The 20,430-nt window shown below is 61.5% G+C and carries 21 protein-coding genes; 10 read left to right on the top strand and 11 right to left on the bottom strand.

The window, feature by feature from the left end:
* The first annotated feature begins 3 nt into the window (after window positions 1–3).
* From ACNQFG_RS04585 to ACNQFG_RS04575, 3 genes are read left to right on the top strand one after another with little or no spacing between them, the layout of a single operon-like run.
* Entirely contained in the window at window positions 4–2,289 is a 2,286-nt protein-coding gene (locus ACNQFG_RS04585) for a SpoIIE family protein phosphatase (protein WP_423406171.1), read from the top strand.
* A gap of 57 nt (window positions 2,290–2,346) precedes the next feature.
* The gene (locus ACNQFG_RS04580) at window positions 2,347–3,315 is read left to right on the top strand and encodes a pectinesterase family protein (protein WP_423406170.1); all 969 of its coding nucleotides are present in this window, start codon (window positions 2,347–2,349) and stop codon (window positions 3,313–3,315) included.
* Window positions 3,312–3,467: a hypothetical protein gene (locus ACNQFG_RS04575; RefSeq protein WP_179859523.1), complete on the top strand. Its 156-nt coding sequence runs from the start codon at window positions 3,312–3,314 to the stop codon at window positions 3,465–3,467. The genes ACNQFG_RS04580 and ACNQFG_RS04575 overlap by 4 nt, the downstream gene beginning before the upstream one ends.
* A 35-nt stretch (window positions 3,468–3,502) precedes the next feature.
* Here the strand turns inward: ACNQFG_RS04575 and ACNQFG_RS04570 are convergent, their stop codons facing one another.
* Together ACNQFG_RS04570 and ACNQFG_RS04565 are read right to left on the bottom strand one after the other, a co-directional pair.
* Window positions 3,503–5,011, bottom strand: coding sequence for a sensor histidine kinase (locus ACNQFG_RS04570; RefSeq protein ID WP_423406169.1), 1,509 nt, complete (start codon window positions 5,009–5,011; stop codon window positions 3,503–3,505).
* 18 nt (window positions 5,012–5,029) lie between these two features.
* Window positions 5,030–5,716, bottom strand: coding sequence for a response regulator transcription factor (locus ACNQFG_RS04565; protein ID WP_423406168.1), 687 nt, complete (start codon window positions 5,714–5,716; stop codon window positions 5,030–5,032).
* A 279-nt stretch (window positions 5,717–5,995) separates the two neighbouring features.
* On the opposite strand from ACNQFG_RS04565, the gene ACNQFG_RS04560 reads away from it, so the two are divergent.
* The 6 genes from ACNQFG_RS04560 (at window position 5,996) to ACNQFG_RS04535 (ending at window position 12,977) form a co-directional block, all read left to right on the top strand.
* A complete protein-coding gene (locus ACNQFG_RS04560; RefSeq protein ID WP_423406167.1) occupies window positions 5,996–7,501 on the top strand; it encodes a lipopolysaccharide biosynthesis protein in 1,506 nt (501 codons plus the stop codon).
* Between the two features lie 16 nt (window positions 7,502–7,517).
* Complete coding sequence (locus ACNQFG_RS04555) at window positions 7,518–8,273, top strand: glycosyltransferase family 32 protein (protein WP_423406166.1); 756 nt, start codon at window positions 7,518–7,520, stop codon at window positions 8,271–8,273.
* Between the two features lie 151 nt (window positions 8,274–8,424).
* Complete coding sequence (locus ACNQFG_RS04550; protein WP_423406165.1) at window positions 8,425–9,717, top strand: SMP-30/gluconolactonase/LRE family protein; 1,293 nt, start codon at window positions 8,425–8,427, stop codon at window positions 9,715–9,717.
* A gap of 112 nt (window positions 9,718–9,829) precedes the next feature.
* On the top strand, window positions 9,830–10,390 hold the full coding sequence (locus ACNQFG_RS04545; protein WP_423406164.1) for a TIGR01440 family protein: 561 nt from the start codon (window positions 9,830–9,832) through the stop codon (window positions 10,388–10,390).
* Between the two features lie 5 nt (window positions 10,391–10,395).
* Window positions 10,396–11,115, top strand: coding sequence for a YggS family pyridoxal phosphate-dependent enzyme (locus ACNQFG_RS04540; protein ID WP_423406163.1), 720 nt, complete (start codon window positions 10,396–10,398; stop codon window positions 11,113–11,115).
* Between the two features lie 62 nt (window positions 11,116–11,177).
* Complete coding sequence (locus ACNQFG_RS04535) at window positions 11,178–12,977, top strand: ABC transporter ATP-binding protein (protein WP_423406162.1); 1,800 nt, start codon at window positions 11,178–11,180, stop codon at window positions 12,975–12,977.
* Between the two features lie 76 nt (window positions 12,978–13,053).
* Here ACNQFG_RS04535 and ACNQFG_RS04530 read toward each other — a convergent pair whose 3' ends face one another.
* The 9 genes from ACNQFG_RS04530 to ACNQFG_RS04490 all read right to left on the bottom strand — a co-directional run bounded on the left by ACNQFG_RS04530 (window position 13,054) and on the right by ACNQFG_RS04490 (window position 18,944).
* Window positions 13,054–14,004, bottom strand: coding sequence for an ROK family glucokinase (locus ACNQFG_RS04530; protein WP_423406161.1), 951 nt, complete (start codon window positions 14,002–14,004; stop codon window positions 13,054–13,056).
* Between the two features lie 209 nt (window positions 14,005–14,213).
* Window positions 14,214–15,026 (bottom strand): twin-arginine translocase subunit TatC, encoded by an 813-nt coding sequence (gene tatC / locus ACNQFG_RS04525; protein WP_423406160.1) that lies wholly within the window; start codon window positions 15,024–15,026, stop codon window positions 14,214–14,216.
* 2 nt (window positions 15,027–15,028) lie between these two features.
* A complete protein-coding gene (locus ACNQFG_RS04520; protein WP_097792935.1) occupies window positions 15,029–15,235 on the bottom strand; it encodes a Sec-independent protein translocase subunit TatA/TatB in 207 nt (68 codons plus the stop codon).
* Between the two features lie 97 nt (window positions 15,236–15,332).
* Window positions 15,333–15,884: a Sec-independent protein translocase subunit TatA/TatB gene (locus ACNQFG_RS04515; protein WP_423406159.1), complete on the bottom strand. Its 552-nt coding sequence runs from the start codon at window positions 15,882–15,884 to the stop codon at window positions 15,333–15,335.
* A gap of 271 nt (window positions 15,885–16,155) precedes the next feature.
* Window positions 16,156–17,040 (bottom strand): fumarylacetoacetate hydrolase family protein, encoded by an 885-nt coding sequence (locus tag ACNQFG_RS04510; protein WP_423406158.1) that lies wholly within the window; start codon window positions 17,038–17,040, stop codon window positions 16,156–16,158.
* A 15-nt stretch (window positions 17,041–17,055) separates the two neighbouring features.
* On the bottom strand, window positions 17,056–17,607 hold the full coding sequence (locus ACNQFG_RS04505; RefSeq protein ID WP_423406157.1) for a DJ-1 family glyoxalase III: 552 nt from the start codon (window positions 17,605–17,607) through the stop codon (window positions 17,056–17,058).
* Window positions 17,608–17,712: 105 nt separating this feature from the next.
* Window positions 17,713–18,012 (bottom strand): YerC/YecD family TrpR-related protein, encoded by a 300-nt coding sequence (locus ACNQFG_RS04500; protein ID WP_423406156.1) that lies wholly within the window; start codon window positions 18,010–18,012, stop codon window positions 17,713–17,715.
* A 106-nt stretch (window positions 18,013–18,118) separates the two neighbouring features.
* Window positions 18,119–18,610: a GNAT family N-acetyltransferase gene (locus ACNQFG_RS04495; RefSeq protein ID WP_423406155.1), complete on the bottom strand. Its 492-nt coding sequence runs from the start codon at window positions 18,608–18,610 to the stop codon at window positions 18,119–18,121.
* A 151-nt stretch (window positions 18,611–18,761) separates the two neighbouring features.
* Complete coding sequence (locus ACNQFG_RS04490; protein WP_223382546.1) at window positions 18,762–18,944, bottom strand: hypothetical protein; 183 nt, start codon at window positions 18,942–18,944, stop codon at window positions 18,762–18,764.
* Window positions 18,945–19,378: 434 nt separating this feature from the next.
* Here ACNQFG_RS04490 and ACNQFG_RS04485 point away from each other — a divergent pair, with 434 nt between their 5' ends.
* A complete protein-coding gene (locus ACNQFG_RS04485; RefSeq protein WP_423406154.1) occupies window positions 19,379–20,350 on the top strand; it encodes a hypothetical protein in 972 nt (323 codons plus the stop codon).
* Window positions 20,351–20,430: the final 80 nt, after the last annotated feature.

Genomic DNA, 20,430 nt, shown 5'->3' with positions numbered 1-20,430 from the left:
TTTATGCACGATCTTCTCAGGCAGAATACCCTCCATCCCTTTGCGGCGGCGCTGCTGCCGCGCGCAGCCGTCCGCCCGGCTCTGCGGCAGGGTTCGGCTTTTCTGGCCGGGCTGCTCGGCGGCTGGGCGGTGCTGTATGGGGCGCTCATCCCCTTCGGGCTGGGGCTAACGCTCGGCTTTGCAGAGGACTGCTTTGCCCCCTGTGCGGCCGGGGCAGTGCTGGGGCTGCTGCTCCATGGGTTCGGGGCGCTGTCTCTGGACAGCATCTGTTTGCTCTGCGCCATCGGGGCCGCTGTGGCAGCACGGTGGCTCTGGCCGGGCCGGTTCCGGCCCGCCCTGCTGGCGGGCTGCGGAGCTCTGGGGCTGGGGGCCGTCTGCTTTGCCTTCGGACCCACCGGCGGCGGGGTCGACCTGCTGCTCACCTGCGGGGCAGATGCTCTGCTGGCGGGAGCGCTGGGCTTTGCCCTGCGGCGGTTCCCGCCCGAAACGCCCGGCGCGGGGATGCTACTCGTCGGGGCCGCTGCCGCTGCGGCCCTGGGCGGGGTCGCACTGGGGCCGGTCTGCCTTGGCGTCGTGTTCTGCGCGGCGCTGGAAGCCGCCCTCTGCTGCCGGGGCCAGGGGAAAGCCGCCCTTGCCTGCTGTGCCGTGCTGGGTGCGGCCCTCTGCGGGGCAGATGCCTCCCTCGGCCCGGCGGCGGCCGGGCTCTCCTGCGCCAGTGCAGCGGCTGCTCTGCTGGCCCCCGGACGCCGGGTGGAAGCCTTTGCCGCCTATGCGGGCGGCTGTGTGACGGGAGTGCTCTGCGTTCAGCCGCCCGGCAGTGCCTTTGGCTTTGCCTTCAGCGCCGGGGCGGGGCTGGGGCTGGCCGCACTGCTGCCCGGCGGCTGGCTGGCCCCGGTGCCCACAGACGAACCGGACGCACCGGAGGAGCGGCCCCGTTTTTCGGCGGCGGCCACCCGGCTGGAAGCGGTGGCCGAAAGCCTGTCCTCCCTCGCAGAGACCGTCAACGAGGTCTACGACGCCCTGCCCCACCGGTGCGAGACCTTCCGCTGGGTCATCGACAACGCCCATGATGCGCTCTGCTTCAACTGCGGACGGCGGGATACCTGCTGGAAGCAGGAATACACCGCGACGCTGGACGGCATGAACGCCCTGCGGCCCATTCTGGAACGGAACGGCCATCTGGAGACCGGCGATCTCCCAGCCCAGCTGGGGCGCTGCATCCACCCGGCAGCGCTGTGCGCAGCGGCAAACCGCTCCTTTGCGCTGTACCGCAGCCGCAAGGAGGCCCGCCTTCATGCCGAAGCCATGCGCACTGCCCTGACCGAGCAGTACAGCGCCGTGGCCGAAGCGCTGGGCGTGTTGGGAGAACAGCTGGGCCGTCCGGGCGACCCGGAACCCTATAAATCCGGCCGGGTGGCGGACTTTTTTGCGCAGCTTGGCACTCCGCCGCAGGAGTGTGCCGTCACGCTGGATGATCTGGGCCGGACGCGGGCCGCTGTCACCCTGCCCCGCACCCGGTTCTCTGCCCCGGAGCTGGCCGCACTGGCACAGGAGGTCGGGCGGCTCTGCCGCCGCACCTTCGACCCGCCCCAGGTGCTTTCCTGCAAGGGAATGACCACCTTGCTGTTCAGCGAAAAGCCTGTGCTGCGGGCCGTGTTCGGGTCTGCCGGGAGCGCCGCGCGGGGCAGTATTTCCGGCGATGCGGTGCAGCAGTTCTGCAGCCCCACCGCCGCACAGATGATCCTCTGTGACGGCATGGGCACCGGACGCCCGGCCGCTGTGGACGGCAACCTGGCCGCAGAATTGACGGCCCGCCTGCTCAAGGCAGGCTTCACCGCCGAGCTGGCCGCACGGCTGGTCAATGTAGCACTGGCCCTCAAGAGCGATGAGGAGAGCGGCGCGACCCTCGATCTCATCAGCGTGGATCTTTACACCGGCACGGCAAGGCTGTTCAAGGCCGGTGCGGCACCGGGCTTCCTTGTGCACGGCGGGCGGGCACGTCCTGTGGGGGATGCCAGCCTGCCCATCGGCATTCTGGGCGGAGTGAACGGCCAGAGCCGGGTGGTGCATTTGACGGTGGGCGATTATGCGGTGCTGGTCTCGGACGGGCTGCTGGTGGACGGCCCGGGCTGGGTGCTCAAGCAGCTGGAACTCTCTGCTGCCGCAGCCGACCCGCCCGAAGTGCTGGCCAAAACGCTGGTGGAAACGGCCCGCGCCCGCGCCGAGGCGACCGGCCGACCCGACGACATCACCGCAGCCGTGCTCCGGCTGGAAGCCTGCGGGCGTTGACTTATTCACAAATAGGGACTATAATAACACTATCTTTTTTGTGGGAGGTCCCTTTCTATGCTACATCTTACCGTAGCGCAGGATGGCAGCGGCGATTTTGCTTCGGTGTCCGAAGCGGTGCTGGCCGTGCCTTATGAACTGGAAGCCGAGATCGTCATCGGACCCGGCGTCTACCGGGAAAAGCTGGTCTGCGAAAAGCGCTGCATCACCCTGCGGGGTGCCGGTGCCGACCAGACCATCCTCGTCTGGGCCGACGGCGGCAGGTTGCCGCACCCGGACGGCAGGCCCACCCACACCTTCCGCAGCTACACGGCCTTCTTCAGCGGGGAGAGCCTCACCGTGGAGGACCTGACTATCGCCAACGATGCCGGGCCGGGCAGTCTGGTGGGGCAAGCCATCGCAGCCTATGTGGACAGTGCGCGGGCCGTGTTCCGCCGGGTGAAGCTGCTAGGCAATCAGGATACGCTGTTCTGCGCCCCTCTGCCGGAGAAGGAGCGGGAGAAGGACGGTTTCCTCGGCCCTCGCACCTTTGCGCCCCGGCGGGCCTCCGCGCAGTATTACCAGAACTGTGAGATCGCGGGCGACATCGACTTCATCTTCGGCGGGGCAGACGCCCTGTTCGAGCAGTGCACTCTGCGCACCGTGAATAACCATATCCCCCGCAGCTTCGTCACGGCGCCGTCCGGCCCGGCGGACGGGCTGGGCTTTGTTCTCTGGGACTGCGATCTCGTCTCGGACTGTCCGGCCGGGACGGTCTATCTGGGCCGGCCCTGGCGCCCTACCGGCAAGACCACCGTGCTGGACTGCCGCCTCGGTGCCCACATCGCCCCCGACGGCTTCTCGCCCTGGAACGACCGCACCGACACCGGCCTTGCCTCCTTTGCGGAGGAGGGCAGTTCCGGCGCAGGGGCTGCGCCCCGCCCGGCCTGGGTGAACGAGCCTTCCGCTGCCGATGCGGCCGCACTGCTGGCCCGTGCCCGGAAGCGCTGCCGCCCGGAAGTTCAAGAAAAAGGAACGTCACGATGAAAAAGCTCCCCAACGCCGTCAAATGGCTCATCATTCTGGCCGTGCTGGCCCTCATGGGCTGGATGCTGGTCCAGGTCAACGACCGCGCCTCCCGTGTCAAGATGCCCGACCCGGATAACAGCCTGGGCATCTACCGTTCTGCCGACTCGTAACAAAAAATCCTGCGCTTTCGCGCAGGATTTTTTTGTTACTCTGAAGTCATGATGAACCAGAACGTCGTTCCTTTGCCCACGGTGCTCTGCACACCAAAGCGGAAGCCGTGCTGCTGGAAGATGGCCTTGGTGATGGAAAGGCCCAGACCGGTGCCCTGCTTGCCGGCATCCGAACGGGAGCGGTAGTACCGATCAAAGATATAGGGCAGGTCGTCGGCAGAGATGCCGGGGCCGTGGTCCTCCACCTCGATCCGCACGCCCTCGGCAGATGGTGCAGCCCGCAGCACGAAGATGCCATCCGCTCCCATGTGGTGCATGGCGTTGCCCAGCAGGTTATGCAGTGCGCGCTGCATCATGTTGGGGTCTGCGTAAACGGGCAGTTCCTCGTCCGGCAGCTCCAGCTGGAGCTGCCAGCCGTTCTGGGCGCAGATGGCATCGTACCGTTCGCTCACCTCGTCGCACAGCTGGCCCATATCAAAGTGCACGCGCTCGCATTTGTCGGCACCGCTGGTCACCTTGCTCAGCTCCATCACGCTGGAGACCAGTGCGGTCAGGCGGTCGGTCTCGTCCACGATAATGTTCATCTGCTCATCGCGGTGGGCCTTGTCGTCGCCGGTAATGTCGCGCACCGTCTCGGCATAGCCCTTGATAAGGGTCAGCGGGGTGCGCAGGTCGTGGGAGACGTTGGCCAGCAGGTCGCGCTGCATCTGGGAGGCCCGCTGGACTTCCTTCGCCATGTGGTTGAAATCCTCGGCCAGGTCGCCAAGTTCATCGTTCCGGCTCGTTTCCACATGGACGGCATAATCGCCCTGGGCCACCTGCCGCGCCGCACCGGAGAGCTGGCGCAGCGGCTTTGTGAACCACTCACTGAACAGCCATGCCGCCGTCATGGCAAAGGCAAAGATCAGCGCCGCTGCCATGGGCAGCACGGTGCTCATCACCTCGCCCGCCTCGGACACGTGCATCAGGGTGGTGCTCACCAGCACCGTATAGGCCCCATCGGCGGTCATCCGGCCCACGACCAGCTGATTGTAGGCCGACGGCTTGGCCGCCGGGAGCACACGGGCGAAGGCCCCGTTCTCGCGGCAGTACTGCCGCACCTGCCGGGCGGTGGAATAAACGATGTCGTCATCCAGCGTATCGGGGAACGACTTCTGGTGCAGGCTGCAATAGGAGAGGTTCTCGTATTTTTTGATGGTGCGGAGCGTTGCGTCCGAAATGTCCACGCAAAAGCTGCTCAGTTCCCCGTTGGAATAGATGTCACTGCCCAGCTGGCTGAAGAAGTCGTCGTTCGTCACCTTAATGCCGCCGAACGCCCAGTACGAGAGGATCTCCCCCTTTGCGATGGCGTCGTCCATCTCGGCCACGATCATCTCGGCCTCTGCCGTCAGCTGCTTCTGGATGTGCTTGGTGTACAGCGGTTCCAGCAGCTGGGTGGACAGAAACCAGAACAACCCCAGCAGCAGCAGGCAGATCAGGCACAAGAACCACATCATCTGCCCGCGGATGCCGATGGAACGTCGCTTTTTTCCCAGTTGCCGCATCAACTGCGCTCCTCCGTTTTATCGTGCCGCATCGGGGTCGAATTTGTAGCCGATGCCCCACACGGTAGCAATGTAGCTGCGGCACTTGCCCAGATGGCCCCGCAGCATTTTGACATGGGTGTCCACGGTGCGGTCCTCGCCAAAGTAGTCGTAGTTCCACACCTTCTGCAGGATCTTTTCACGGCTGAGGGCGATGCCCTTGTTGGAAGCAAGGAACACCAGCAGGTCGAACTCCTTGGGGGTCAGGGCCACCTCCTCGCCGGAAACGCGCACCGTGTGGCTGGCCGTGTCGATGGTCAGCTCACCAAAGGTCATGGTGCCGTCGGAAGCCTCGCTCCGGGGCATGGTGCGGTTCAGCACGGCCTTGACGCGGGCTACCAGCTCACGGGGAGAGAAGGGCTTGACAACGTAGTCGTCGGCACCGCTCTCCAGGCCGGCCAGCTTGTCGTATTCCTCGCCGCGGGCGGTCAGGATGATGACCGGCGTGTTGATGTGGCGGGCGCGCATCTCCCGCAGGCAGGTCATACCGTCCATGAACGGCATCATCACATCCAGGATCACCAGATCGTATCCGCCGCCGCTCAGCAGCGAAAGCGCCGCCGAGCCGTCGCCTGCCTCCTCGCAGACATAGCCCGCATATTGCAGATGCTCCCGGATCAGCTCGCGGATACGCGGCTCATCGTCAACGATCAGAATTTTTGCCATCTATGGCTCCCTCCTCACTCAAAAGTGTCTGGTATTCTGAGGTTATCATACCGCGAAGTTTGGAAATTTCTGTGAAGTTTGGGTGAATGCTTTGGAAAACCCGAACACATTCAGTATACCACACCTGACCGGTGCAATCCAAACGAATTTCCGTCCCTGCCGCGAAAACGCGCAGGTCGTTTGTTTTTTCGTCCAGATTTCTTGACAAGGCGGGCCGCACCCTTTATAGTAAAAAATAGAATGAAAAATGTATGCCTTCCCGGAGGCGTTGGAGTTTCTATGAAATTTAAGAACCTTTCCCGCGTGGAGCGGAACATGCTCACCGGCCTGTTCTGCCAGTTTGTGACCATCCTGCTGGGCTTTCTCATGCCCCGGCTCTATCTGACCTATTACGGTTCCGGCGTCAACGGTGAGCTGAACACCATCAAGCAGCTGTTCGCCTACCTCTACCTGCTCGAAGCGGGAGTCGGTCTGGCCACCACCCAGGCGCTCTACCGCCCGGTGGCGATGGAAGAGCATCAGACCGTGAGCGAGATCCTGGCCGCCACCGACCACTATTACCGCCGCACCGGCACACTGTATGCCCTCATCGTGGTGGCCATCGGCATCGTGTACCCCATGGTGGTGCACTTCACCCTGCCGCGCGGCGTCGTTTTACTGTACACCATCCTGTACGGACTGCCCTCCGTCACCAGCTTTTTTGTGCAGGGCAAGTACCGGCTGCTGATGGATGTGGACGGCCGCCGCTATGTGCTCAGCAACCTGGAGACTGCCACCAACCTGATCTCCGGCATCGGCAAGGTGCTGGTGCTGATGCTCACCCGGAACATTCTGGCCATGCAGCTGCTGTACTGCCTGTGCTCCATGCTGCCCATCCCGGTCATCCTGTGGTACACCCACAAGAACTACCCCTGGATCGACCACCACGCCAAACCGGATTACTCCGCCGTCGCCCAGAAGAACTCGGTGCTGATGCACCAGCTGTCCGGCGTTATCTTCAACAACACGGACATGGTGCTGCTGTCCTACTTCTGCAATTTCCAGCTCGTCAGCGTCTACAGCATCTACAACATGTTCTTCGTCCAGATCGTCTTCGTGATGAGCCTGTTCCTCAACAGCATCTCGTTCCGGATGGGCCAGATCTTCCACACCGACCGGGAGCGGTTCCTCGGCCTGTTCGACCTGTGCGAGACGCTGTATCTGGCCTTTGTCGCATTCTGCTACACCATGACGGCGGCTTTCCTGCTGCCGGTCATCCGCATCTACACCAGCGGCATTCAGGACACCAACTACATCGACGCCTTCCTGCTGCTGCTCTTCGCCCTCAAGGCCGTGCTGGACAGCGGCAAGGGCATCTACCACCATGTCGTCCAGTACGAAGGAGCGTTCCAGCAGACCCGCTGGCATGCTCTGGCCGAGATGACCATCAATCTGGCCATCACCCTCTTTGGCATCCAGTTCTTCGGCATCTACGGTTGCCTGTTCGGCACTCTGGCCGCGCTGCTCTGCCGCCTGGTGCTCATCTTCCGCTACACCTACCGAAACATCCTGCACCAGAGCATGGCCCGCCCGGCGCTGAAATGGGGCTGTTATCTGGGCTTGATGGCCCTCATCCTGCGCATCGTGGGCATCCAGAGCCGCCCGGAGCTCAGCCTGCCGGGCGTCATCGGCGTAGCCCTGCTGCATATGATCTGGATCGGCGCTGCCTTCGCGGGCGCTGCCTTCCTGTTTGACCACGACCTGCTGCGCAAGCTCCGCGCTCTGCGCAGCAGCATCCGCTCCTGAGCCGGAGGTTTTGTTTATGAGCATCCCGAAAGTTCTCCACTACTGCTGGTTTGGCGGCGCACCAAAACCCAAAAACATCCAGAACTGCATCCGCAGCTGGAAAAAATACTGCCCGGACTATGAGATCATCGAGTGGAACGAGCAGAACTTCGACGTTTCCCAGTCGCTTTACACCCAGCAGGCCTACGATGCCCGCCGCTGGGCCTTTGTGGCCGACTATGCCCGCCTGAAGATCCTGTACGAGCAGGGCGGCATCTACATGGACACCGACGTCGAGCTGCTCCGCCCGCTGGACGACCTGCTGGCGTATCCGGCCTTCTTCGGCTTCCAGCACAACAACGAGGTCGCCACCGGCCTTGGCTTCGGGGCCGAGGCCCGCAGCCCGGTGGTGAAAGCCCTGCTGGATGATTACGACAGCCTGCCCTTCCTGCTGCCGGACGGCAGCTGCGACCTGACCCCTTGCCCGAAACGAAATCTTCCCGTCTTTGCCCGGTTCGGCATCCGGGCCGACGGCACCCGCCAGTCCACCCCGGAGATGGAAGTTTTTCCGGTGGAGTATTTCTGCCCGGTGGCCTATGCCGGTTCCACCTGCGACATCACCTCCAATACCTACTCCATCCACCATTACCATTCCAGCTGGAAGGAGAAGAGCCGGGCCATGCGGTTCGACGAAGAGGTGATGGAGCCGCTCCTCGGCGCAAAGTTCTATTACCGGTACTATCGTCCGTTCCGCCGCGCTCTGGGTGCGCGGCGGAAAAAATGGCGCACCTGAACCCTCCCGTAAGCGGCTCTGTTCCGGGCCGCTTGCTTTTTGTTTGCCCCGTTTGCCCCGCCGGGGCGCGCTTGCACTTTCCGGCACAGTTGTGCTATACTGAAACGATACGAATACCCATCTGTTTTTGACCAGAGGAAGGGAGTCCTCCATGCGGATCGGACTTGTTGAATTGCTGCTCATCCTGCTCATCGCATCGCTGACCATCGGCCCCAGTGCGGCGCTCTGGGTGGACCGCTGGATGCGCCGCGCCCAGAAGACCAGCGCCGCAGCGGCCCGCCGCCGGGCAGCGCAGGAGGCCCAGCGCGCCGCCGAGCGGGAAGAGGTGCTGCAGCGGTTCCAGAAGCTGAGCATCGTCTTTGTGCTCTGCGCTGCGGTGGCCCTCATCTGGGGGCTGGTGCTGCGGCCCATCGAGGCCGCGCCCACGCCCTACACTGCCCCGGACGTCCGACAGGAGACCGGGGCGCAGACCGCCGCCGAAGGCGGCGTTCTGGAACTGGCCCCCTACACGGAGATCTCCGCCCTGCGGGAGAACAACGGCTGGCTCTACGCCGCTGCCAAATCCGGTAAGAATGGCTGCCTGCTGCGGATGCAGCCGGACGGCACCGGTCGGACCGAAGTGCTGACAACGGCCGGCGAGATCACCGATTTCGCCTTTGCACCGGACGGCACCATCTGGATGACGACGCTGGAATCGGAGGGCGGGCGGCTCTACCGGGTGAACAGCGACCAGTGGGGCGTGACAGTGGAGCTCATCGTGAGCCAGATCGACGGCTGCGCCCTCTCCTGCCCCACGGCAGTGGCTGCCGCATCGGACGGCGTGGTCTACTTCACCGACCTTGCCGCCACCCGCGCCCGGCACGGCGTGGAGAGCGCCCTGCGCACCGAACTGACTGCCCACACCGGCACCGGAAGCGTCTACGTCTACGACCCCGCCGCCCGCACGGTGGAGACTGTCCTGACCGGCATCGCCGGGGCCTCCGGCCTTGCGCTGGATGAGGCAGCGGAGACGCTCTATGTCTCCGACCTGGGAAGCCGCTGCGTCTGGGCGGTGGACACCGCCGCCCGCGACCGGACGGCCGGGGGCAAAGGCTGCTCGACCCATCTGTACGGCCTGCCCGGCTACCCCGGTGCCCTGTCGCTGGATGCGGACGGCACGCTCTACATCAGCTACCGCTGGGCCAGGTCCGGCTGGCTGGAAGACCACGCCGGGCGCACTCTGCTGCGGGGCATGGCCCTGCGGCTGAGCCAGACGATGCAGGAGGGTCTGTTCTCCCTCTCGGCCAGCGACATCCGCGCCGAGGCGGTCGCACCCGCCAGCGGCAGCTGGCAGCGGACGATTCCCGGCGGCAGCTCCGGCAGCACCACGGCGCTCTGCCCGGTGGGCAGCCGGGTCTATCTGGCTATTTCCGGGGAAACAAAACTGCACTGGGTCAGGGTGTAAACCCTCTCCGTCCCGCTTTGCGGGCCGGGCCGATCTTTTACAAAACGCGCAGGCCCACCATGCCAAGAAGCGGCGGGCCCTGCGCACAAGGGTAGATATGAGGTGAATCCATATGACGGAAGCATTCAAACAGCAGATCGAAACCGAGGCACGGCAGGCCGTGACCGAACTTCTGGCGCAGGCCGGACTGCGCAAAGGTGATGTCTTTGTCGTGGGCTGTTCCTCCAGCGAGATCGTGGGCGGGCACATCGGCAAGGATTCCAGTCTGGAAGCCGCGCAGGCCGTGTACGCGGGCATTGCCCCAGTGCTGGCCGAAAACGGCATCTGGCTGGCCGCACAGTGCTGTGAGCATCTGAACCGCGCTATTATCATCGAGCGCGAAGCCGCCGAAAAATACGGCTGGGAAGAGGTGTGCGTGGTGCCGCGCCCCCACGCAGGCGGCAGCTGGGCCACTACCTGCTGGAAGAAGTTCCGGGAGCCGGTGGCCGTGGAAGAGATCCGTGCCCATGCAGGCATTGATATCGGCGGCACCCTGATCGGGATGCACCTGAAGCGGGTGGCGGTGCCGGTGCGGCTGAGCCTTTCCAAAATTGGTGAAGCGAACATTCTGTGCGCCCGCACCCGCCCGAAGCTCATCGGCGGCGAACGCGCCAAGTATACCGAGGAGGACTGAGTTGTATGGCTGAAAAAACGCTGGAAGAGATGCGGGAGGCCGTTGCCGCCATCCGGGAGACCATGGCCGCTGCGGCCCGCGAGGCCGGGCGCGACCCCGCCGAGGTGCAGCTGTGCGCCGCCTGCAAGACCCGCACGGCGCAGACCGTGGCTGCAAGCGCAGCCCTGCCCATTGATGTGTTCGGTGAGAACCATGTGCAGGAGCTGTGCGCAAACTTTGACGCAGGTGCTTACTGCGGCAAGCCCAGCCACTTTATCGGCCATCTGCAGACGAACAAAATTAAAAAAGTGCTGGGCCGTGCCAGCCTCATCCAAAGCGTGGACAGCGAGCATCTGCTGAACGCCATCGAGAAGGAAGCAGCCAAGGCCGGCATCGTGCAGAACGTGCTGCTGGAGGTGAACATCGGCGGCGAGGCGTCAAAGTCCGGCGTTTCGCCGGAACAGCTCTGGCCCCTGCTGGATGCCGCTGCTGCACAGGAGCACATCCGGGTCAAGGGGTTGATGGCCATTCCGCCCGTGAACGACGACGATGCCCGCAACCGCCGCTATCTGGCCGAGGTGTACAAGCTGTTTGTGCAGGCCGGAGAGCGCGGCTATTCCAACGTGTCCATGGAGACCCTCTCCATGGGCATGAGCGGCGACTTTGAAAACGCCATCCGGGAGGGTGCTACCCTTGTGCGCATCGGCACCGCCATCTACGGTGAACGGGATTACAGTAAAAAGTAACGTTACGACCCTCTCCGTCAGCGCTGGCGCGCTGCCTAAGAGGGTCAAAAATAGGAGAAACCATGCCAAAAACACAGATCCGATCCACCCAGGACCCCGCCGCACACCACACCAGCAGCCGTGCCCTCATCCGGCGCTTTCTGCCGTATCTGGCCAGGTACAAGGGCGTCCTCTTCTTTGACCTGTTCTGTGCAGCGCTGACCACCCTGTGTGACATCGTGCTGCCCAAGATCATGAGCACTATCACCAACGCCGCCATGGGCGTGGGCATCACTCTGACGGCGGGCATCGTGCTCAAGCTGGCGGGCATCTACTTCGTGCTCCGCATCATTGATGGAGCGGCACAGTATTTCATGTCCAGCATCGGTCATATCATGGGCGTGCACATCGAGACGGATATGCGCCGCGATGCCTTTGACCACCTGCTCAAGCTGGACCACACCTACTACAACAACACCAAGGTAGGCACCATCATGGGCCGCATCACCAACGACCTGTTCGATGTGACCGAGTTCGCCCACCACTGCCCGGAGGAATTTTTCATTGCGGCCATCAAGATCGTGGTGTCCTTTATTATCCTGTGCCGGGCCAGTGTGCCGCTGACGCTGGCGGTGTTCGCCTGCGTGCCGCTGATGGGAGTCGTCTCGGTCAAGCTGAACCAGAAGCTCCGCGCCCGGTTCCGCCAGCAGCGCGTGCAGATCGGCGAGCTGAACTCCACCATCGAGGACAGCCTGCTGGGGCAGGGTGTCGTGAAGGCCTTTGCCGCCGAGGATGAGGAACGCGAGAAGTTTGCAAAGGGCAACAGGGATTTTGAGCAGATCAAGACCCTCGGCTACTACGCCATGGGTGCCTTCAACACCTCCACCCGCCTGTTCGACGGCCTGATGTATCTGGTGGTCATTCTGGCAGGCGGCCTCTCGCTGGTGTACGGCAGGATCACCGCCGGTGACATGGTGGCCTATATGCTGTACGTCACCACCCTTATTGCCACCATCCGCCGCATCGTGGAGTTTGCCGAGCAGTTCCAGCGCGGCATGACCGGCATCGAGCGCTTTGCCGAGATCATGGACACCCCTGTGACCATCGGCGATGTCCCGGATGCGGTACCGCTGCAGCCCGGCCCCGGTGACATCCGGTTTGAAAACGTCAGCTTTGAGTACCCGGACGACCACAACAAGGTGCTGCACAACGTCAGTCTGGATATCCGGCCGGGCGAACGGCTGGCGCTGGTCGGCCCTTCGGGCGGAGGCAAGACCACCCTGTGCAACCTCATCCCCCGTTTCTACGAAGTGACCAGCGGCCGCATCCTGATCGATGGACAGGACATCCGCCATGTCACCCTGAAAAGCCTGCGGCAGGATATCGGCATCGTGCAGCAGGACGTGTATCTGTTCAGCGGCACGGTGGCCCAGAACATCGCCTACGGCAAGCCCGGCGCCACCCGCGAAGAGATCATGGAAGCGGCGCGTCTGGCCGGGGCCGAAAAGTTCATTCTGGCCCTGAAGGATGGCTTTGATACCTATGTGGGTGAGCGCGGTGTCAAGCTCTCCGGCGGACAGAAGCAGCGCATCGCCATTGCGCGGGTGTTCCTGAAGAACCCGCCCATCCTCATTCTGGACGAGGCCACCAGCGCACTGGACAACGAAAGCGAGATCCTGGTGGGCCAGAGCCTTGAAAAGCTGGCCCATGGCCGCACCACCCTGACCATCGCCCACCGCCTGACCACCATCAAGGATTACGACCGCATCCTTGTGCTGGGCGAAGAGGGCATCGTAGAATCCGGCACCCACGACCAGCTGCTGGCAAAGCAGGGCGTCTACTACCGCCTGTGGAATCAGCTGCCGGGGGAAGATACGCTGTAACCCGAAATCTCTGTACGAAAAAAGCGAAGCCGCTGAACATTCAACGGCTTCGCTTTTTGTTGTGGAGAAGTTCGGCTTATTCGCCCACGATGAGACGGACGGCACCATAGATGCCGGCGTCATTGCCGAGGCTTGCGGCCTTGATGGGGGTCTCGCGGCAGGAGCGGAAGGCGTATTCCTTGAAGTGCTTGACCAGCGGGTCGAACAGGACATCGCCTGCGCGGGCCACGCCGCCGCCGACGAGGAACATTTCGGGGTCGGTTGTGGAGGCGATGCTGGCCAGCGCCATGCCCAGCGTGTTGGACATATCCTCGACCTCGCGGGCGGCAAGGGCGTCGCCATTGCGGGCGGCATCAAACACGTCCTTGGCGGCAAACTCGGTGCCGCGCAGGGTGCAGGGGGTATCCGGGTTCTCGTCCAGCAGCTTCTTCATGCAGCGCACAACGCCCGTAGCACTGGAATACTGCTCCAGACATCCGTGCTTGCCGCAGCCGCAGGCGGCGGTCTCGTGGCGGTCCACCGTGATGTGGCCGATCTCGCCGCCGGCACCGTGGGTGCCATCGATGACCTTGCCGTTGACGATGACGCCGCCGCCCACGCCGGTGCCCAGCGTGACCATGACTGCGCTGCGGCAGCCCTTGGCTGCACCCATCCAGATCTCGCCCAGAGCAGCCACGTTGGCGTCATTGCCCACAAGGACCTTCAGGCCGTCCAGCAGGCCGGACAGCTGGGCGGAAACGTTCCGCTCGCCCCAGCCGCCGAGGTTTGCGCAGATGATGGGCACGACGCTGGAGTTCAAAACCGGGCCGGGCACACCGATGCCCACGCCCTCGACCTGCTCTGCGGCGATCTCCTTCTCGATCATCTTGCCGTGAATGGCGTCGGCCAGATTTTCCAGAATGTGTTCACCGGCGTTGGAGGTGTCGGTGGGAACTTCCCACTTTTCCAGCAGCTCGCCGGTGGTCTTGAACAGGCCGATCTTGGCGGTGGTACCGCCCAGATCGATGCCGAATGCGTATTCCTTCATAGTTCATTTACCCCTTTTCCACAGCGGTCGCCCGCTGATCGTTTTACCTTGTTGCCATTATAACATATTCTGCCGCAGATGGGGAGCCATTTTTTCGGATTTTTCCAGTCTCGTGCGCGGCGCGGCTGTGTTCTGTGGGCCGCAGGGCACAAAAAACGCGCCCGCCGCAAGGCAGAGCGCGTTTTCGTTGCAATGAAAGGCCAGAAGGCTTATTCCTCGTCGGGTTCGTCCTCTTCCTCGTCATCCTCTTCGTCATCATCGTCCTCTTTCGGCTTATAGAAGATGCCGCTCAGGAAGATGCTGATGAAGTACAGCAGGCACATGGGCACTGCCACGAAGCACTGGGACACGATGTCCGGCGGGGTGATGATGGCTGCGACCAGGAAGATGAGCACAATGGCAACGCCGCGGCCCTTCTTCATGATCTCCGGGTTTGCGATGCCCATCTTGGACAGGATGATGGTGATCAGAGGCATCTCAAACACGCAGCCAAAAATGATGAACATGGTCAAGCAGAGGTTGACATAGCTCTCGATGCTGATGGACGCCGTGATGTAATCGGTGCCTTCCAGAGTGACCAGGAAGTTCAGCATAAAGGGCAGGGTGACCTTATAGGCGAACAGGATGCCGACGCAGAACAGCATCAGGCCGAGCAGCAGCACCAGCTTGAAGAAGAAGCTCTCGCTCCGCTTCAGGCCCGGCTTTGCAAAGGCGTAGATCTGATACAGCGCCACCGGCACGGTGATGACCACCGCCGCGATCAGCGAGACGCGGAAATACTGCATCAGCTTTTCCTGCGGGGCCAGGAAGACGAAGGTATAGTTCGCATTCCGGGCCATGGCCGTCAGCAGATCGATCAGTTTGTCCGAAACTGCCAGAAAACCGATCACACCCACCACGAACACCACCGCGCAGATGATCAGCCTGTTCCGCAGTTCTTTCAGATGGCCGGTCAGCGTCATGCTGCCGTCCTCTGCCATGACTTCGGCTTTTTTCTTTTTGCGCTTAACGTTCGTAGCCACAATTACTCCTCGTCCTTCTTCTCAGCCTTGTCCTCAGACTGGGTCTCGGTCTTCTTGACTTCGCCGTTGTCATCGACGTCGTCCATGCCTTCCTTGAAGTTCTTCATGGTCTTGCCGAACATCTTGCCCAGCTTCGGCAGGTTCTTGGGTCCAAAGATGACCAGAACGATGATCAGAACGATGATAAGCTCCTGAGGTCCGATTCTCATAATAAAATCTCCTTTTTACTCTTGCCGCGCCGTGCGGGCGGGCTGATTTACAATGTATCGTACAACCGCGGGCGCGGGTGCATCCAAATAGGGGCTGTTATGCCTTGGCCTCTTCCGCCGGGGCCGCGGCCTCGGCTTCATGGGCGGGGGCAGCTTCCGCAGCCGGGGCGGGCGCTTCCGTTTCGGCGGGCTTTTCTGCGGCCTTCACGGGTTCCGCAGCCTCAGCCGGTGCTTCCTCCGCCTTCGCAGACTCTTCTGCGGGAGCAGCCTCGGCCTTGGCAGGCTCTTCGGGCAGCTCCTCCACGGCATCTTCCAGCTCGGTGACCTCTTCGGCCTCCTCGGCCTTCTTGGCCTCTTCCTTGCTGGTCTTGCCGATACCGGTAAAGCTCTTGGTCACATCCTTGACGCTGTTGTCGATATCCTTCTTGATATCGGTCAGCGGGGCAACAGCTTCCTTCAAGGGAGCTTGGATCTCATTCAGCGGCTCCACAACGTTCTTCTGGATCTCCTCAGAAGCAGCGCCGGTGTACTTTTTCAGTTCACGCAGCATCTTGCCGATCTTCTTTGCGTAGACAGGCAGCTGATCCGGGCCGATGAACACGAACGCCACGATCACGACAAGGATCAGCTCTGTAAAACCAATTTTCATAGCGTTCCAATTCCTTTCCTCAAACACAGGCCGTTCTTTTTGGGGTCTGCATTGCTGTACGGTTCTGGGGTTTGGCGCAGCAGTGCGCCTTTCGTTGCCCTATGTATACCGGATGTCAATGAACTGTATATGAATTTATTTTGAACAGTTTATGAACAAGACAGGTTTGCCCCTCTTTTTCTAAACAAAGTCAAAATTTCAGCGATTATATTACAGTTCGGAAATCAGAAAACAGCCCCGGCGTCATGTCCGGGGCCGTCGTTCTCACCGTTCAACGGACTGGGTTCGTCAGGGTGCCGATGCCGTCGATCTCGCACCGCACGACATCGCCGGGGACGAGGAACTGCGGCGGGTCCATGCCCATGCCCACGCCTGCCGGGGTGCCGGTGGCAATGATGGTGCCGGCCTTCAGGGTCATGCCCTGAGTCAGCTCGTGGATCACGTGGTCGATATCAAAGATCTGCAGGCCGGTGTTCGAGTCCTGCCGCTTTTCGCCGTTGACGAAGCTTCGGATGCCGAGCTTGGGCGGGTAGGTGTCGAATTCGTCTGCGGTAACGATGCAGGGGCCGATGGGCGTGAAGCCGTCCAGACTTTTGCCGAAATACCACTGCTTGTGGGCGGTCTGCACATCGCGGGCGGAAACATCGTTCAGGATGGTGTAGCCGAACACATAGTCTTTTGTCTGCCCGGCGGGCACATCCCTGGCATCTTTGCCCAGAACCACAGCCAGCTCGCATTCGTAGTCCAGCTTCTGCACAAGGTCAGCGTGAGCTTCAATAAAGCCGCCGTCCGGCACCGCCCGCGTGACCCGCTTGGAAAAATAAATGGCATCCTGATGTTTGGTTGCAAAGGCATCGGCAGAGTATTTCTCCGCTTCGTCCGAGTGGGCCATGTAGTTGATGCCAAGGCACACCACATCCTGCGCCGGGCAGGGAATAGGGCTTTGCAGCTGCACGGCATCCACGGGCAGGGCCGGGATGCCCGCAATGGCAAGCTGCAGGCCTGCCCGCACCTGCGGGGTCAGAAAGGGGATGGCATCGGACAAGGTTTCATAGGAAAGGCCCAGCCAGCTCAGCGGCCAGATCTGTGTGCCGTCCGGCGAAAGAATGGCCGGATCTTCTACGCCGTCCGGCAGGCGGCAGGTGACAAAACGCATAGGGAAAGCCTCCTCTCAGTGGCGGTAGGCGATGGCGTTCTGGATGCGGTCGGCCTCAGCCTGCCCGGCCAGCTGGCGCACCAACTCCAGCGCAAAGGGGATGGCACCGCCCAGACCGTAGCTGGTGGTGATGCTGCCATCCACCACGACCTCTTCGTCGTGGACGACGGCACCGGCCAGCTTGTCCTGGAACCCAGCGTGGGCGGTGGCGTTCCGACCCTCCAGCAGGCCCAGCGAAGCCAGGATGCTGGGGGCCGCGCAGATGGCTGCCACCTTCCGGCCTGCCCTGGCAAAGGCGGTGCAGGTGTCGGTGACGGTCTTGTTGGCGGCAAGGTTCGGGGTGCCGGGGATGCCGCCGGGCAGCACCACCATGTCCACATCCGAATAATCCACCTCTTCGGCCAGTGCGTCGGCGGTCAGGTGGATGTTATGGCTGCTGACCAGCTCTCTGCGGCCCATGGCAGACGCCACGATGACCTCGACTTTGGCGCGGCGGAGAAGGTCCACCACCAGCAATGCCTCGCACTCTTCTGTGCCATCGGCGAAAAAGACAACTGCTTTGCTCATTGTATCTGCTCCTTCCTGCGGCCCTGCTGTGCGCTGTGCGCAGCAGGGGATAAAAAGCGCACCGCGGGCGGAGTGCTCCCCTGCCCCGCCGTGCGCGGTCCTGCATTATTCCTCGGTGGGTGCCTCGGCCTTTTCTTCCAACAGGCGGCGCAGCACGCTGTCCTCCCTGCTGATGACCCGGCTTACCCGGCTGATGATGGCGCTGGACGCGCCGATGTTGCCCATGATGCTGGTGTAGCTCTGCTTGCTGACCAGCTTTTCTGCAATGTTGTAGCGCTGCTCCATTGCGCTCAGCTCGGAATAGCTGCACACATCCTGTAAAAAGCGATAGCATTCTTCCGGCGTTTTCAGTTCCAGCAGTGCCGAATACAGACCGGACTGGCCGGTAGGATGATCTTTTGCCATGGCTCGTTTCCTCCCTTGTCGTTTTGGTAGGGGTCTGGCCCGCGATGGGCACTTCATTGCACTACATTAGTGTAGTACAAACGCAGGAAAATTGCAATGGGAAATTTCAGAGCATCTTTTCCATTTCGGTCAGCTGCATGGAGATGCCGCCCACCGCGTTCTCCACGGGCTTGAGCAGCCGGTAGCCCCGCGCCTTGAAGAACTGCTGCACCGGCAGGGCCTTGGCGTGCACGGTGCACCACACACGGCCCTTGCCCTCGCCGCGGGCCAGCCGCTCGCAGGAGAGCACGATGTCCCGGCCCAGTGCCTTGCCGCGGTATTCGGGCCTGAGGTACAGGTGCATCAGATGCAGGGCGGTGTTCTCCATCTTCCACGCAAAGTAGCCGATGGTCTTGCCGCCCAGAACCACGAGGAAGTAGTTCACATCGTTGTCGATGTCCTCCTCAATGGCATCGGCGCTCTGCAGCTCTTCCACAAGGGTGTCCAGCTGTTTTGCGGGGTAATAGCGCTTGTACACCTCATGCCAGAGTTCACTGGCAAGGTCGGCGGTGGCGTGGATATATTTGGCCTTGGCGACCAGCTTGTAATCAGGCTTCATAGTTCTCCTATTCGTTGTTCAGGGTGAGCCCGCCGGGCGGGGTTTTTCTTATTGTACCATACGCCGCGCCAAAGTGCAAAACAAAAAGGCGGCTGCGCCTTCCAAAAAAGCGCAGCCGCCTGATTGTCGTTTTACCTGGGAACGAGATGTTTTACAGCGCGGTCTTGATGTTGTGATGAGTGGAGCTGTAACGAACAACTGCTTCCATCAGGGCGAGAGGCCACAGAATGACCTTGCCCAGGATCTCGGCCGGCTTGACACATACCGTGTCCATGCTGTTGATGCCGAACAGGATCAGACATGCGATACCACAGCCCAGAATGTAATAGTACATAATCAAACCTCCTATATCTTTCTACGGGTCTTGGACCCGAAGTTCAGTACACAGCGGGGCGTTTTCCGCTCTCCGCATCCTTACTATACCGCAATTTCAATCTAAAGTCAATATCCGAAATCATGAAACAATTGAAAGCTTTTGTTGAAATTCGTTTTACTCATCGAAGTAAAGTGTAAAAGTTCGCTTTGCTTTATAAATGTGAAGTCAGTGTTCTGAATTGGCCGTGAGCCGGAAACAATTTGTTCATATTTGGGGTCAAAACGCCCCGGAAACCGGCGTTTTGTTTTCCTTGCAAGTACAGAAAATACTGCACAAAAGTCCTGTTTGAAGTTTATGCAGAATGCCATGCAATAACAGCTGTTCCTCCCTCGTTTACAAGTTAAGGAAAGTCGTGTCGAAATTTTTGTTTTCGAAAGCCGGAGGGCCCCATCATGAAAGAAAAACTCTGCAAAAAGATCTTGGGTTTTCTACTCGCCTCCCTGCTCCTGCTGACCGTTTCGCCGCCTGCCTTCGCGGATATGGGGCCGAAACCGTCGGTCACGCTCAGGCTCTACATCTACAACGACCAGAATTACGCCGTGACTCTGCTGGGCAATACAGAATCCACCGGCCCATGGAGCGCCCCCAGCGCATACGGGGACTGGATGGGTTCCCGCGAGGTGTGGGAAGCCTTTCAGGCTTACGATGCGCCGGAGGGGTACTACTTCCTCGGCTACTTCGAGGAATACTTCGGCGACACCGAACAGACCTTCACCTGGGGGTACTACCCGCCCCAGAAATTCTATGTGCTCCTTTATAATATGGACACCGGGGTCTTTTCCATTAGCAAAGATCCGGTCCAGCGGTATGCGTTCGACAGCGAATGGCAGGTGCTGTTCGACCCGGAGGACGGCTGGATGCACGTCTACACCAACCGGACCGACAGCGACCAGATTTCCCTGTTCACCTCCCGGTTACTCATCACGCTGATTCTGGAGCTAGCGCTGGGTGCCCTGGTGTTCGGCCTGCGCGAAAAAGCCCAGCAGAACCTCATCGGCGGGATCAATCTGGCCACGCAGCTTGCACTGAACCTTGTTCTCCACTACGGGCTGTTTTATCTCGGCCCCTGGGCGGGCTTTGCGCTCTACGCCGGAATGGAAGTGCTGGTCTTCGCGGTGGAAGCCTCCGCCTACTGCCGCTGGCTGCCCTGGCCGGAGGGCAAAACGCCCCGCCCGGTGCTCTACGCCCTGACGGCCAACCTGCTCTCGTTCGGCGTCGGCTGGCTTTTGAACGAGCACCTGACGAACGCCCAGATCCGGTGGCTCAGCCTTGCGGCCCTGTTCCTGTGGTACACGGTGCCCAAGTTGGCGGGAAAAACGTGTCTTTTTAAGCAAAACGCACAAGAAAATGACAAAAGATTGTGATTTTCCATCCTTGTTGCCAGAGAGGAAATGCGTTATAATAGAACCATCAAATCGGCGGATACCGGAAAGGAGAACATGCT

Source organism: Faecalibacterium prausnitzii (assembly GCF_049532945.1).
Classification (GTDB): Bacteria; Bacillota; Clostridia; order Oscillospirales; family Ruminococcaceae; genus Faecalibacterium; species Faecalibacterium prausnitzii_N.
This window is presented reverse-complemented; position numbering and strand designations above follow the sequence as displayed.